16 protein-coding genes, 1 tRNA gene and 1 other RNA gene are annotated in these 14655 nt (G+C 51.3%); 7 read left to right on the forward strand and 11 right to left on the reverse strand.

Going from position 1 to position 14655, the window contains the following annotated elements; genetic code table 11:
- Positions 1-20 precede the first annotated feature (20 nt).
- Both mdoH and mdoG read right to left on the reverse strand, forming a co-directional pair.
- Positions 21-2549: a glucans biosynthesis glucosyltransferase MdoH gene (gene mdoH, locus AB6731_RS07585; RefSeq protein WP_032681268.1), complete on the reverse strand. Its 2529-nt coding sequence runs from the start codon at positions 2547-2549 to the stop codon at positions 21-23.
- Positions 2542-4095 (reverse strand): glucans biosynthesis protein MdoG, encoded by a 1554-nt coding sequence (mdoG, locus tag AB6731_RS07590; RefSeq protein ID WP_025204472.1) that lies wholly within the window; start codon positions 4093-4095, stop codon positions 2542-2544. The genes mdoH and mdoG overlap by 8 nt, the downstream gene beginning before the upstream one ends.
- 255 nt (positions 4096-4350) lie before the next feature.
- Between mdoG and mdoC the strand changes: the two genes are divergently transcribed.
- Positions 4351-5490 carry a glucans biosynthesis protein MdoC gene (gene mdoC, locus AB6731_RS07595; protein ID WP_014169528.1) on the forward strand — a complete coding sequence of 380 codons (1140 nt, stop codon included), beginning with the start codon at positions 4351-4353 and terminating at the stop codon, positions 5488-5490.
- 34 nt (positions 5491-5524) lie between these two features.
- Here mdoC and ymdB read toward each other — a convergent pair whose 3' ends face one another.
- The 5 genes from ymdB to csgB all read right to left on the reverse strand — a co-directional run bounded on the left by ymdB (position 5525) and on the right by csgB (position 7999).
- The gene (gene ymdB, locus AB6731_RS07600; RefSeq protein WP_371006099.1) at positions 5525-6067 is read right to left on the reverse strand and encodes an O-acetyl-ADP-ribose deacetylase; all 543 of its coding nucleotides are present in this window, start codon (positions 6065-6067) and stop codon (positions 5525-5527) included.
- A gap of 106 nt (positions 6068-6173) precedes the next feature.
- Positions 6174-6494 carry a hypothetical protein gene (locus AB6731_RS07605; RefSeq protein WP_063214599.1) on the reverse strand — a complete coding sequence of 107 codons (321 nt, stop codon included), beginning with the start codon at positions 6492-6494 and terminating at the stop codon, positions 6174-6176.
- Between the two features lie 159 nt (positions 6495-6653).
- Positions 6654-6986, reverse strand: a complete 333-nt coding sequence (gene csgC / locus AB6731_RS07610) for a curli assembly chaperone CsgC (RefSeq protein WP_040017126.1) — start codon at positions 6984-6986, stop codon at positions 6654-6656.
- Between the two features lie 60 nt (positions 6987-7046).
- Positions 7047-7502, reverse strand: coding sequence for a curli major subunit CsgA (csgA, locus tag AB6731_RS07615; protein WP_014169524.1), 456 nt, complete (start codon positions 7500-7502; stop codon positions 7047-7049).
- A gap of 41 nt (positions 7503-7543) precedes the next feature.
- Positions 7544-7999 carry a curli minor subunit CsgB gene (csgB, locus tag AB6731_RS07620; RefSeq protein ID WP_020884698.1) on the reverse strand — a complete coding sequence of 152 codons (456 nt, stop codon included), beginning with the start codon at positions 7997-7999 and terminating at the stop codon, positions 7544-7546.
- Between the two features lie 766 nt (positions 8000-8765).
- Between csgB and csgD the strand changes: the two genes are divergently transcribed.
- From csgD to csgG, 4 genes are read left to right on the forward strand one after another with little or no spacing between them, the layout of a single operon-like run.
- Positions 8766-9416 carry a biofilm master transcriptional regulator CsgD gene (gene csgD / locus AB6731_RS07625; RefSeq protein ID WP_020884699.1) on the forward strand — a complete coding sequence of 217 codons (651 nt, stop codon included), beginning with the start codon at positions 8766-8768 and terminating at the stop codon, positions 9414-9416.
- 4 nt (positions 9417-9420) lie between these two features.
- Entirely contained in the window at positions 9421-9810 is a 390-nt protein-coding gene (gene csgE, locus AB6731_RS07630) for a curli production assembly/transport protein CsgE (RefSeq protein ID WP_020884700.1), read from the forward strand.
- Positions 9811-9833: 23 nt separating this feature from the next.
- Entirely contained in the window at positions 9834-10247 is a 414-nt protein-coding gene (csgF, locus tag AB6731_RS07635) for a curli production assembly/transport protein CsgF (protein WP_020884701.1), read from the forward strand.
- 26 nt (positions 10248-10273) lie between these two features.
- Complete coding sequence (gene csgG, locus AB6731_RS07640; RefSeq protein WP_014169519.1) at positions 10274-11107, forward strand: curli production assembly/transport protein CsgG; 834 nt, start codon at positions 10274-10276, stop codon at positions 11105-11107.
- A 43-nt stretch (positions 11108-11150) separates the two neighbouring features.
- Here csgG and AB6731_RS07645 read toward each other — a convergent pair whose 3' ends face one another.
- The 4 genes from AB6731_RS07645 to ghrA form a co-directional block, all read right to left on the reverse strand.
- Entirely contained in the window at positions 11151-11633 is a 483-nt protein-coding gene (locus AB6731_RS07645; protein WP_074169989.1) for a DUF1097 domain-containing protein, read from the reverse strand.
- Between the two features lie 96 nt (positions 11634-11729).
- On the reverse strand, positions 11730-12284 hold the full coding sequence (locus tag AB6731_RS07650; RefSeq protein WP_020884703.1) for a molecular chaperone: 555 nt from the start codon (positions 12282-12284) through the stop codon (positions 11730-11732).
- A gap of 20 nt (positions 12285-12304) precedes the next feature.
- Positions 12305-13042: a phosphatase gene (locus AB6731_RS07655; RefSeq protein ID WP_014169516.1), complete on the reverse strand. Its 738-nt coding sequence runs from the start codon at positions 13040-13042 to the stop codon at positions 12305-12307.
- A gap of 84 nt (positions 13043-13126) precedes the next feature.
- Complete coding sequence (ghrA, locus tag AB6731_RS07660) at positions 13127-14065, reverse strand: glyoxylate/hydroxypyruvate reductase GhrA (protein WP_371006100.1); 939 nt, start codon at positions 14063-14065, stop codon at positions 13127-13129.
- A gap of 232 nt (positions 14066-14297) precedes the next feature.
- Between ghrA and AB6731_RS07665 the strand changes: the two genes are divergently transcribed.
- Together AB6731_RS07665 and AB6731_RS07670 are read left to right on the forward strand one after the other, a co-directional pair.
- Positions 14298-14385, forward strand: a tRNA-Ser gene (locus tag AB6731_RS07665).
- Positions 14386-14429: 44 nt separating this feature from the next.
- A non-coding RNA gene (locus tag AB6731_RS07670) (RtT sRNA) lies at positions 14430-14567 on the forward strand.
- Positions 14568-14655: the final 88 nt, after the last annotated feature.

Below are 14655 nucleotides of genomic sequence, written 5' to 3' on the forward strand. Positions count from 1 at the left end.
CGCCGCCGGGCACAGAAGGCTTACTTCGCCTTCAGCGCGAGTGGATTAATTTTAATCTCTTTATAGTGGCTGACCCACGAAGAGTATTTTTCCGGCGCAGACCACACACGGTAGTGAAGGCGTGCCATCGTAACCGGATCGCTCAACAGCACCAGACGACGGTCGCGGTTGAGTTTTTCCGGCGTATCGTTCAGCGCCTGTTCAACGTGACGATCGCGGGCAATCTCCAGTACCTGGCTTGCACGGTGACGCGCTGTCGCCATGGCCGTCGCCAGAGCGTTAAATGACGGGTTAAACACCGCGTGCATAAAACCATCTTCCAGCGAGCGTTTGCGGTTCTGCTCCAGATACGTGTCGGTATCCACCAGCACCTGTGGCGGCGAATACTCTTCCGGGATCAGGAACAGTTTCCAGCGTTTGGTACGCAGCCCCACCGTTGAGCGGCTCGAAATCACTGACACAAACGGTGACAGGATCAGCGAGAAGACAATCGGTGCCAGCCAGAACAGGAAGCGCAGATCCAGCCAGGCCATACCTGCCGCCCATACCAGCCCCAGCAGCAGCTGCGAGCCATGACGCATGAAGGCTTCCCCCCACGGCGTGGAGTCATCATCACGCTGCGGTGAATTCCAGACCACTTCCCAGCCGAGGAACGCGCTGACCACAAACACGGTATGGAACAGCATACGCACCGGCGCCAGCAGCACGGAGAACAGCACTTCCAGCAGAAGCGAGAGCGTCACGCGGCAGAAACCACCGTACTCTTTCGAGCCTTTGCACCAGATCAGAATGATACTGAGCAGCTTAGGCAGGAACAGCAGCACCATGGTGGAGGCAAACAGCGCAATCGCCAGCTCCGGACGCCACTGCGGCCACACCGGGAACAGCTGGCGCGGTTGCAGGAAGTATTGCGGTTCCGTCAGAGCATGCACCACCTGTAGCGCAGTAGAGAGTGCAAGGAACATAAACCACAGCGGTGCGGAGAGATAAGACATTACGCCAGTCAGGAACACAGCACGGTGAACCGGGTGCATCCCTTTAACAAGGAACAGGCGGAAGTTCATCAGGTTACCGTGACACCAGCGGCGGTCACGCTTGAGCTCATCCAGCAGGTTCGGTGGCAGCTCTTCGTAAGATCCCGGCAGGTCGTAAGCAATCCAGACGCCCCAGCCAGCACGACGCATCAACGCCGCTTCCACGAAGTCGTGCGACAGAATAGACCCCGCAAACGAACCTTCACCCGGCAGCGGAGCCAGCGCACAGTGCTCAATGAACGGCTTCACGCGGATAATGGCGTTGTGACCCCAGTAGTGAGACTCACCCAGTTGCCAGAAGTGCAGACCAGCGGTAAAGAGCGGCCCGTAGACGCGGGTTGCAAACTGCTGGCAGCGCGCATAAAGCGTGTCCATACCGGACGCTTTTGGCGAAGACTGGATGATCCCCGCGTTCGGGTTGGCTTCCATCAGACGCACCAGACCGCTCAGGCAGTCGCCGCTCATTACGGAGTCAGCATCCAGCACGACCATGTAGCTGTACTGATTCCCCCAGCGACGGCAGAAGTCATCGATGTTTCCGCTTTTACGCTTCACGCGACGACGACGACGGCGGTAGAAGATCTGGCCTTCACCCTGCACTTCCGCGATCAGTTCCATCCAGGCTTTTTGCTCGGCAACGCAAATGTCCGGGTTGTAGCTGTCACTCAGGATATAGACGTCAAAATGCGCCGCGTTACCGGTTGCCTTTACGGATTCCCAGGTCGCACGCAGACCCGCAAATACGCGGTCAACGTCTTCGTTACAGATAGGCATGATCAGCGCCGTACGGTGCTCAGGATTAAGGGGTTCATCCCCGACCGTTGAGGCTGAAATGCTGTATTTGTCCCGCCCCATCAGCAGCTGCAGGAAGCCCATCAGCGCGGTCCAGAAACCGGCTGACACCCAGCAGAAAAGAACGGCAAACAGCAGAAGAATGCCGCTCTGCAGGATATACGGCAGCAGCTGCATGAAGGAGACCCATATATCCTGGCCCATCATGTCTGCAGGGTTGATAAGCGCCCAGCCCTGGTAAGGCAGAATGGTTTTCATGTACCAGGTAGCGACCACGGTCTGCGCCAGCGTCAGTAACAGCAGAATGTAGCGACGAATGGTCCCCACGGTACGCCATTTCTGTTCGGAGGCCTGCTCTTCTTTCGTCAGGCGCGACAGATAGCGCGGCGTAACATCACGCCCACGCAGGCGATCCCAGAAGCGGCCAACCGGGTTGGTGCGCCACGGGTCAGGGAACATTGAGGAACGCGTGGCTTTCGGCATTGCCTGAAGCTGATCGCGTCCTTCATCGTCTTTAATCAACTGCCCTTCTGCCAGCGAGTCTGGCCATGCCTGCTCCAGACGCGCCTTTACTGACCCCAGCGGCGTATCATCGTCACGGGAAAACGGACGATGTTCGCCATCCAGCGCGGTATGCACCGCGCGGATGTCGCTTTTAGGCAGCGCCGCTTTTTCAATGTCCGTCAGCGGCATGGCATCAATATATTCAGATGTATTATTCATTGGCAGGTAGCTGATAGCTCCAGGTTTCACTCAGCGGCTGATCGTTACTGACCAGCGCAGCACGCATTTCAGTGGTCTGTTTCGGATCTTTCACTTTCACGCGCAGCGTCAGACGCCAGCCTTTCGTTACCGGGTTATAGCGTACGGTGTTCTCAACGATTTCACCGTTATCACCGATGCTCGCCTGAGCGGCAACGGCGGTATCCGGGGACAGTTTTTTCATATCCTGGCCCGCGAAGTCCACAACAAAGGCCACGGTGCCATCAGGCTGACGGATCAGGTTAGACTGCTTCACATCACCCGTAGAACGGCGAGTCTGCATGACGTACGCGTTATCCGGCGCATGCAGTTTGTCTTCGTCGCGGCTAAAGGTAATGGTGTATTTGAAGTTCATCTCTTTACCGGCTTCCGGCAGCTGATCCGGCGTCCAGTAAGCAACGATGTTATCGTTGGTTTCGTCATTGGTTGGAATTTCAACCAGCTCAACCTTACCTTTACCCCAGTCACCTTTCGGCGTGACCCAGGCGCTTGGGCGCAGGTCATAGCGGTCATCCAGATCTTCAAATCGGGAGAACTGACGGCCACGCTGCAGGAGGCCGAAACCTTGCGGGTTTTCCATCGCAAAACTGCTAACAGCCAGATGTTTCGGGTTATTCAGCGGACGCCAGATCCACTCACCATTACCTGCATGAATAGAAAGACCGTTGGAATCGTGCAGTTCCGGGCGGAAGTTCGTCGCCGGTGACGGCTGATTCGGCCCAAACAGGAACATACTGGTCAGCGGTGCAACGCCCAGTTTGCCGACTTTATCGCGCAGGTAAACTTTGGACTGCACGTCAACGACCGTGTCACGGCCAGGCATAATCACAAAGCGATAAGCACCGGTCGCACGCGGGGAATCCAGCAGTGCATAAATAGTCAGGCGTTTGTCGGTTGGTTTTGGACGTTCAATCCAGAACTCGCGGAAACGCGGGAACTCTTCACCTGATGGCAGCGCGGTATCAATGGCGAGGCCACGCGCAGAAAGCCCGTACACCTGCCCTGCCCCGATCACGCGGAAGTAGCTGGCACCGAGCATGCTGACGATTTCGTCGTTTTTATCTTTGCTGTTGATCGGGTAAAGCACCTTGAAGCCAGCGAAGCCCAGGTCTTTAACCGTATCTTTATCGTGCTGAACATTGCCAAAATTGAAGTAATCCGGGCTGTACTTGATTTTACGTACCGCGGTCGCCGTCACTTCATTAATGGCAACAGGCGTGTCGAAGTACATTCCCTGATGATAAAACTCAAGCTTGAACGGGGTTTTAATGTTGTTCCAGTACGCTTTGTCATGGTTGAACTGGATCTGCTGATAGTCCGCATACTTCATGTCGCGGAAAACGGAGGGCAAGTTACTTTTTGGCGCTTCGTAGCTCTTGCCTGCCATCGATTTTGCCTGTTTTGCGACATCGTCGATGTTAAAGGCCAGTGCCGATGAGGTATACAGAGATAACACCACTGCAGCACCCAACCAACGCATTTTCATCATCTGTGGTTTATGTTTCATAATAAGTAAGCACTTCCCCCTTTGTGTGCTTATATCGATCCGATCCATTTTAATGGAAACTCAGGCAATCCGACAACATTATCACTGCTTTGTTCAGCTCGCTGGCTCATGGATTAAGCAAATGAAAGAACCCGCTTTTCACTTTGCGTGCTTATCCTGGAGACAGGGTGTCGGTCTTGGTGTAGGGTTGGCTTCGAATGTAACCATTATGAGTCTTAGGGATAAGGCGAAAAGTCTGAGAATGCACAAAGTTATATGAGCTCAACACCTGTAGAACGTGAATATTTCCTCGACTCGATCCGGGCATGGCTGATGCTGTTGGGGATCCCCTTTCACATTTCACTGATTTACTCCAGCCACACCTGGCATGTGAATAGCCAGATGCCCTCCTGGTGGCTCACGCTGTTTAATGACTTTATCCATGCCTTTCGTATGCAGGTGTTTTTTGTCATATCCGGCTATTTCTCCTACATGCTGTTCTTACGCTACCCGGTAAAACGCTGGTGGAAAGTGCGCGTGGAGCGTGTGGGCATTCCGATGTTGACCGCCATTCCCCTGCTGACGTTGCCGCAGTTTATTATGTTGCAGTACGTCAAAGGCAAGGCGGAGAACTGGCCAAATCTGACGCTGTATGAAAAGTACAATACCCTGGTCTGGGAACTGGTGTCTCACCTGTGGTTCCTGCTGGTCCTGGTGGTGCTCACCACGGTCAGCCTGGTCATTTTCAGCCGCCTGCGCCATCGCCTGAGTACCCAGGCCGATACCTTCTTCGCCAACATTACGCTGGGTAAACTGTCTCTGCTCTTTTTGCTGCTGGGGATCGCCTATGCGGCCGTGAGACGCACGCTGTTTATCGTGTATCCGCCGATACTGAGTGACGGGCTGTTCAATTTCGTCGTGATGCAGTCGCTGTTTTACATCCCCTTCTTTTTAGCCGGTGCGCTGGCATTTATTCATCCCAAGCTTAAATCGCTGTTTACTACCCCGTCGCCATGGTGCGCTCTGGGTGCCGCTATCGCGTTTGCGGCCTATCTGTTAAATCAGCGCTATGGCAGCGGCGATGGCTGGATGTATGAAACAGAAAGCGTGATCACCATGCTGCTGGGTCTGTGGATGGTGAATGTGGTCTTCGCGCTGGGACACCGCTTGCTGAACTTTAAGTCCAGCCGCGTAACCTACTTCGTCAATGCTTCACTGTTTATTTACCTGGTGCACCACCCGCTGACGCTGTTCTTCGGCGCTTATATCACGCCACATATTGCGTCCAACACGCTGGGTTTCTTTACCGGACTGGTCTTTGTGATTGGGATTGCCATCGTGCTTTATGAAATCCATCTGCGGATCCCGCTCCTGCGTTTCCTGTTTTCAGGAAAACCGCAGGCTAAAGCCTCATAAACAAACGCGGCGCACTCAGTGCGCCGCGTTTGTTTTAGCTCTCTACGTCCTGTCCACGCTGCGTGAGAAGCCGCTGATAAAGGTGCGTGGTTTCTTCGTCGAAACAGACAAAAATCACCTTCTCAGGCATCGGCTTGAGGGAGAGGTATCGGTAAACGGTCTCTACCGCGATCGTGGCAGCGGCAGGTTTTGGATATCCATATACCCCAGTGCTGATAGCCGGAAAAGCCATCGTCTTATAGCCGTTATCCGCTGCCAGGCGCAGGCAGTTGCGGTACACCTCCTCCAGAATACTCGCCTCATGCCGATCGCCGCCATGCCATACAGGCCCCACAGCGTGAATCACCGCTTTGGCAGGAAGATCTCCCGCGAGGGTAATCACCGCATGACCCGGAGGACATTCACCCTGCTGCTGACGCACAGCTTTACAGGCCTCAAGGAGCTGCGGTCCTGCAGCCCGGTGGATTGCGCCGTCAACACCGCCCCCGCCCATCAGAGATGGATTGGCCGCATTAACGATCACGTCGACGTGCATCGTCGTAATATCGCCATGAATGACTTCAATTTGCGGTTTCATACGTACCCTCTGCTACCCGCCTTTTTCTTAAGTGTATCGCAGAGGAGGTATGGATAAAAAACTATCGGGGAAAAACCTCTTCCGCCGGGGAGCGGAAGAGCGAGAATTAACGATACTGAATTTGAACAACCGCGAGCGTTTTTTCGGGATTAAGGTACTTCATGCTGAGAGTTGCGAGGCTGGAATCGTTGACCTGACCGTTAAGTACATCTTCATAGCTGACCCTGCGCGTTTGCATCCGATTATTATCCGGACATGTCATTGCAAACGCGTCATGATGCGGTGTCACCACGCAGGGGTCTGCGACAATAGCGCCGCGAAAATGAATCACACCACCATCGACAATCGTGGCTGAAAAAGCGGGGGTAATAAATGCAGAGAGGATGAAACCTAAACCATAAACCCGTCGGGCTAAATATTTGGTCACTATATGTACTCCTCAATGAAAGTCGTCCTTGAGGGGTAAACGCGCTCCGTTAGGGCAAACAAAGCATCACGTTATGGAACAGCACTGCACAGTTCCTGATAACAGCATAGCTCAACCGCGCACGCCCGCCATATCCACAACGTCTTGATTTCATAATCATTAGAGCGCACTTCCCGCCGGGGACCATTGCTGTGATAAATGAAGCGATTTCCCGTCAGAGACGGTGACAGTAATGTTCACCTTGTCTCCGGAATCTATATTTAAACTCAGCCGCATTAAATCAATCGTCTGATTAGCGGGAATAAAAAGTGTGTTTTGTTGCCGTGAAGAACTTTGTCCCCCCAGCCCCTGTCGCAAAGAGACAATCTGCACCTGACATTCACACGGTTCCGTCAAAATAACCTGCGGAATAATGGTGGTCATATTTCCCTGTTGCGATGTTTTAAACGTGATCTGACTGGAAAGCGCCGCGAGGAGAATTAAGGTATTCATGATGAACTCCCGAAAAAAAACAGGGCAAATGCCCTGTTTTTTTGTAGCACAGACTGAAAATTAATACTGATGTGCAGTCGCGTGGTTGCCAAAACCAACCTGCTGAACAGTCACAGTGGATCCGGATGCGGTTTGATCAACAGCAGCACCGTTGCCACCACCGTACTGGCTAACGTTCATCACCGAGTGGTTACCATTCCACTGGTCAAGCGTTGCGCTGTTACCGAAACCATTCTGAGTCAGACTAATTGAGCTGTCATCAGAGCCCTGGCCAACGTCAGCACCGTTACCGCCGCCACTCTGATTAATGGTCAGTGTGGAATTTCTCGCACTGGTTTGCAAAGCGAGAGCCGAGTTACCGCCACCGTACTGGTAAATGCTCAGCGTTGAATTTGGACCACTGTCATGACCACCGTGGCCATGCCCGTTACCCCAACCGCCTTGATTAATACTACCGGCCATAGCACTACCAGAAACTACGATTGCTGCAATTGCTGCCACTTTGATAAATTTCATGGTAAACCCCCATCGGATTGATTAAAGTCGCCGCTAAATAACTAACGCTGAATAACGCGAATCGCCATTTGCGACTGTCTCTGCACTACAACTGCGGTTTTCTGCGTACCGTACTGCGTAATATTTGCTCTATTACCCGACCCTTTTTGGATAATTTTCGCACTATTACCATATCCATCTTGCGTAATACCTGCATCATTCGCGCTACCGCTCTGATCGATCCAGGCAATATTATAAGTCCCTGATTGATCAACTCTCGCTCTGTTGCCTGCTCCATCCTGAGAAACAATGGACAATAATTTTGACCCGTCCTGGCGAACCTGAGCATCATTTAACATGCCCTGCTGACCAATAATGGCTGCCTGATTTAATGATGAACGACTTAATTCATTAACCGTGAAGTTATATTCAGCGTTAGCCAAATCTGAATCAGCCGCGATTACAAATCCAGGCGCACCCAGTAATGTAAACATCATAAATAACGATGTATTTTTCATGTTGTCACCCTGGACCTGGCTATTTGATAACGCCATAACCTTGTTACTGTGACTTCGTGTTAGAACGACTCGTAATTTGTTAACGCGTCGTTACGGTGATGAGTATGTCTGCCGAAACATTTTAAATATCTCACCCGCGTGGCTTATTTTTATTTATCACGTCACCTCAAAGTAGTAATTCCATGCAAAAAAACGTTATAGACCGGGGTTCTTATTTTTCTATTAAGCTTTTCTTAATAATCGATTACGCAGCGGGACGAGAGGGGTAAAGCCCCCATGCAACGGACGCTAAACGAAACGCCAGGAGGACATTTTACACAACACGTGACACGAGACCTGTTTTCTTAAGACGCAGCACCGTTCATTACAGGACTTAGAAAATCTCTGTGACTCATACCTCTTTACGGGAAGAAATAAATAATTAATATTCATAAAAATCAAATGATTATAAATATTTGTATGATTTTTAAAATCTGTGCAGGGTTATTTATATGTACAACTTTCTTATCATTCCACAACATTTAAAAGAGTCCAATTTCACAAATTAATATTGATTTTTACATCCTGTTACACGTTTAACACTTGCTTTAAAGTTAGTAATAGCTAGATTGAAATCAGATGTACGAAATTTGTTTTATATTTACCTCCTGCTGGAGGTTATGGTTTTTTTCTTCACACAGCAGTGCAACATCTGTCAGTACTTCTGGGGTCCTCTTTTTTATCTGGAGGACCGCTGTCAGGTGTCATAAAAAAGTGGGGTTTCATCATGTATAATGAAGTCCAAAGTTTACATGGTCATACGTTACTGTTGATCACAAAACCTTCGTTGCAAGCGACCGCTTTATTACAACATTTAAAGCAATCGCTGTCTCTGCACGGGAAATTACATAATATTCAACGTTCTTTTGATGATATTGCACCTGGCAGTATCATTCTGATTGATATGATGGAAGCGGATAAAAAGCTTATCCATTACTGGCAAGATAATTTAAGCAGGAAAAACAATAATATCCGCGTGTTATTATTGAATACCCCTGATGAGTATCCCTTCAGAGATATTGAAAGCTGGCCGCATATCAATGGTGTGTTCTATATCACGGAAGAAGAAGATCGGCTGGTCGAAGGTCTGCAGGGTATATTGCGCGGCGAGTGTTATTTTTCGCAAAAACTTGCCAGCTACCTCATCACGCACTCCGGAAATTACCGCTATAACAGTTCAGAGTCAGCGCTGCTAACGCACCGTGAGAAAGAGATCCTGAACAAATTGCGCATTGGTGCTTCAAATATTGAAATCGCCCGTTCGTTATTTATCAGCGAAAATACGGTAAAGACGCACCTTTATAATCTTTTCAAGAAGATAGCTGTTAAGAACCGAACTCAGGCTGTTTCATGGGCAAACGATAACCTCAGGCGTTAATCAAATGAAACGCACGTTGAGTTGGATCGCCGCAGCGAGTTTCATGCTCGCTGCCGGGAACGTACGGGCCGTCGAGGTCGAAGTTCCCGGATTGTTAACAGACCACACTGTCTCCTCGGTCGGGCACAATTTTTATCGTGCATTCAGTGACAAATGGGACAGTACATTTACTGGAAATATAACAATCAACGAGCGGCCCAGTGCACGATGGGGAAGTTGGATAACAATAACGGCTAATCAGGACGTTATTTATCAAACATTTTTATTCCCCACGAAAATAGACTTCGATAAAAACGTAGCCTTAGCACTGGCTCAATCAGAAGATGCTATTAATCGCCTGCAAATTGATAAAGCGCTATTAAGCACCAGCGATTTAGCAAAAGACGAATTCTAGCGAACCTATATCCGGAGGCTGTCATGCGTATTGCATATGCAGTTGTTTCGATAATGCTAATAACCCCTATAAGCTGGGCCGGAAATATGACGTTCCAGTTCCGTAACCCTAACTTTGGCGGTAATCCCAATAATGGGGCGTTTCTGTTGAACGAAGCCCAGGCGCAAAACTCCTATAAGGATCCCAGCTTTAAGGATTTTAGCGTCGATACCCCATCGGCACTGGACAACTTCACGCAGGCTATCCAGTCGCAGATTTTGGGAGGGTTGCTGACCAACATTAATACCGGCAAACCCGGCCGAATGGTGACCAACGACTTCATTGTCGACATCGCCAACAAGGACGGACAACTCCAGTTGAACGTTACCGATCGAAAAACCGGGAAAACCTCCACCATTCAGGTTTCCGGTCTACAAAGTGATTCAACGAACTTTTAAACAACAACGAAATAAGGACAACGATCATGCAGCGCTTCCTGATATTTGTTGCAGTGTGCTTATTGAGCGGTTGTTTAACTGCTCCACCTAAAGAAGCTGCAAAACCAACATTAATGCCTCGGGCTCAAAGCTATCGTGATTTAACACATTTACCTGCGCCGACCGGTAAAATATTTGTCTCGGTTTACAACATTCAGGATGAAACGGGACAATTTAAACCTTATCCGGCAAGTAACTTCTCTACGGCAGTGCCACAGAGCGCCACCGCCATGCTGGTGACCGCCCTGAAGGATTCGCACTGGTTTATTCCTCTGGAACGTCAGGGTCTGCAGAACCTGTTAAATGAACGGAAAATTATTCGCGCTGCGCAGGAAAATGGCACCGTTGCAAATAATAACCGCATGCCGCTGGAATCACTGGCCGCGGCGAACGTCATGATCGAGGGATCGATTATCGGTTATGAAAGCAACGTTAAATCGGGTGGGGTGGGCGCGCGTTACTTTGGTATCGGTGCTGATACGCAATATCAGCTCGACCAAATCGCCGTTAACCTGCGTGTCGTCAACGTCAGCACGGGTGAAGTGCTCTCTTCGGTAACGACCAGCAAAACCATTCTTTCTTATGAAGTGCAGGCCGGGGTTTTCCGCTTCATCGATTACCAGCGTTTGCTGGAGGGTGAAATCGGGTATACCTCTAACGAACCGGTCATGATGTGTCTGATGTCAGCCATAGAAACCGGAGTAATATTCCTGATTAATGATGGTATCGATCGTGGATTGTGGGACCTGCAGAACAAAGCAGAGGCGCAAAACCCGATACTGGTTAAATACCGCGATATGTCAGTGCCTCCGGAATCCTGACAGGAAGCGCATAAAAAAGGCGAGATCATCATCTCGCCTTTTTTTATTCACTTACCGCACTGATGTTTTGCGCTTTATCCCGTCTGGCGGCCAGCCAGAGGCCGCTGTTCTTCATGGCATAGCCAAACACCAACCCCAGCATTAGCGAAGGAAGCACCAGCGCCCAGTCCCCCTGCCCTGCAAACGTCGCGCATGCGCCCATAAAGGTACCGGGTACAAACGACAGCAGCATATGCTTTGCCTGGATACACATCAAAAACGCGACTACGCCGGTCATGATATAGCCCAGGATCTCCAGATGCGGGGCCAGCGCGCTGCCCTTCATAATCACGAGTGCCCAGATAACACCGCTCATCAGGGTACAGCCAGAGATAAAAAGCCCTTTTACGCCGCCCTGCGGGCAGGCAAAGTAGGCCGTACAGCCCAGAAACCCGGCCCAGCTGAGCAATCCGAGAGAGACCGCCACCCATCCCCATAGTCCGGAGAGAATGCCTGTCGTTAATGCGATACAAAGTAATATGTTCATGGCGCGCATCTTAGCAGAAGCGCGCCATGGAAATGTGATCAGATGCACACTACGTGCAAGATGAAATGTATGGTTGCAGAATTTATGTGACCTAAATCACTCTTCATCCTCTTCTTCCAGCTCATCCCACATTGCCGCAATGGCGTCGCGGGTCAGCGGAGCCAGCGTTCTCCAGAACGGCGAGGTCGCATGTGCTTCAACTTTGCCGAGGAAAGTACCGCACCACGGCAGCAGATACGCTTCGAAGAGCGTTTCGATAGCCTCGTTCTCATCATCAGCGGCGTGATCTTCAATCCAGGACGCAGCCAGCAACAGCGTTCCGATATGGTCCGCAGGGGTATCCGTCAGCGGCATTCCGCGTTCAGAGAGAAACGCGCGCACTTCCGCTTCCGTCGCCCCTTCCTGCCAGGCTGAACGGTACGGCGAAACGCGGCATTCGTCGCCAATAAACAGCGCGTTGTAATCCGTTGAAATCTGCTGCATATCGCAACTTTTTTGCAGACGCTCCAGCAACTCATCCTGTTCCAGCGGCCAGTTTTGCGCCAGTTTCCCTTCACGAATCAGGGTAAAGAGTGGAACCAGCAGCGGGTCTTGCGGCTGACGATAGAACAGCGTACCCAGCACGCGGCAAAGGATGGAAAACTCATTCATTTTTTTATTCCATTACACAATTAAAGATCGGCAAATTCATCAATCGGATCCATTCCACGTGACTCGAGGAAATCAAGCATGCGGCGTGGGGTAACGTTAAGGATCCTGTCTTCCGGGAAATCCACGTCATTCAGTATTTTCAGGCATTCACTAAAATCACCCAGCGTAAACGCGGTATGGGAATCGGAACCCAGAGCCACCATGCCACCGGCATCCCGCACTGCAGCTGCCACGGCGCGACAGTTTGCTTCACTGCCCTTACGCGAGTGAACAAAAGAAGAGTTATTGATCTCCAGCGCCACGCGGTGTTTCGCTGCCGCCTGGGCAACAGCCTCGATATCAATCGGGTATTTAGGATTACCCGGATGAGAAATAATGTGCACGTTGCCGCTGGCTATAGCAGCAATCATCGCTCGGGTGTTCGTCTCTTTATCCTGCGGCGCGAAAACCGGCTCGTGGAAACCGGCAAGGATCAGATCCAGAGAGGTCAGCATCGGTCCGGTACAGTCGATTTCACCGTCTGTATTTTTAATGTTTGCCTCGATGCCGCGCAGTATCCCAATACCGTCCACCAGACGTGGCCAGATCCGCATATTCACAAAATGCCAGTAGTGCGGCGCATCTGCCATGTCCGGGCCGTGATCGGTAATCGCAAAAAGCGTAATGCCCTTGCGTTTCGCTTGCGCGATATAATCATGGAGGTTGCTATACGCGTGGGTACTGGCGACGGTGTGCATATGCAGGTCAACGGGATACATCTTTCTCTCCTCTGCGGTTTTTCCAAAGGATAGCAGTTATCTGCAGCGAATATTAGCAAAAACCCGGCTAACGCCGGGTTTCACTCAGTAGCCGCGCTGTCTGTCGACCTGTCCGGTTACCGGATGGCCCTGCTCCATCTCACTGATGGTGTGGGGAATATAGGCCACAGCTTCCGCCGGACGCGTGACCGCTGCAATGTGCGGCGTCATCGCCACACGCGGATGTGCCCACAGCGGGCTTTCTGCCGGTAACGGCTCGCGGCTGTACACATCCAGCATCGCCCCTTTCAGTTTTCCGCTGTTCAGCGCCTGCAGCAGATCGGACTCAACAAGGTGTACCCCGCGCGCCAGGTTCATTACGTAACTCTGGTCAGCCAGTTGATTAAGCAGTGCACCATTGATAATCCCCACCGTTTCGGCCGTATTTGGCAGCAGGTTGATGAGCACGCGCGTACCGTTCAGGAACGCAGGAAGCTCATCAGCGCCGGCAAAACTTTCTACGCCCGGATAATCCTTGCGGCTACGGCTCCAGCAGCGCAGTGGGAAGCCCCACGGGGCAAGTGCTTCAGCGACTTTTGAGCCGAGCACGCCAGCCCCGAGGATACCAATGGTAAAATCTTCGCGCTGATAATCCGGCAGCGGTTCCCAGTGGGATTGCTGTTTTAGTGCCTGATAGTCGTCGAAGCGGCGGAACCAGTGCAGCACCTGGCTGACAGCATACTCCTGCATTTGCTGGCCCATGCCGGTATCTTCCAGACGGAAAAGAGGGATCTCTTCCGGCAGCATTTCAGGGTGTGCTTTCAGTTTGCTCAGAATCGAATCCACGCCGGCGCCCAGCGCAAAAACGGCCTTCAGTTTACGGCCCTGGAGCATTTCTACCGGCGGATGCCAGACCAGCGCGTAGTCAGCATGTTCGTTATCACCACGTTTCCACTCACGCACGCGCGCCCCGGGCAACGCCGACGAAAGTGCCTTAATCCAGTAAGCAGTATCAAAAGTGGGGTGATAGAAGATTATATCCATAGTCATTCCTGCCTTTTATTGCGCTGTTTTGTGTTCATTTTCAACTGGATTGCCAGCATAACAAATTTTTACCGCCACCGCGTTGTTGATAAAAAAGGCGCTTTCAGCACATTTAAAAGCCATGTTGACTGAAGTTTGTCTAAATGCACTGATTTACTGAAAAAGTGAGTTGACGCCAGTTCGGCTTTTCCTTACATTAGCGCCCGTCCCAGCAACAACGGGATGACAATATGGTGAGGTGTCCGAGTGGCTGAAGGAGCACGCCTGGAAAGTGTGTATACGGCAACGTATCGGGGGTTCGAATCCCCCCCTCACCGCCATATTCAAGATAAGAGCTCGTACGAAAGTACGGGCTTTTTTCTTTTATATTCCCCGGACAGGGGGGATGAGAATCCCCGACCGGGGTTCGACAACTGGCGACAGCCAGTTGGACAGACTGAGAGCGCAGCGAACAGGCTGCCCGCAGGGCGAGCGACGCGAGTCAATCCCCCCCTCACCGCCATATTCAAGATGAGAGCTCGTACGAAAGTACGGGCTTTTTTCTTTTATATTCCCCGGACAGGGGGGATGAGAATCCCCGACCGGGGTTC

It is taken from the genome of Enterobacter sp. RCC_40, assembly GCF_041360735.1.
GTDB classification, from domain to species: Bacteria; Pseudomonadota; Gammaproteobacteria; order Enterobacterales; family Enterobacteriaceae; genus Enterobacter; species Enterobacter ludwigii.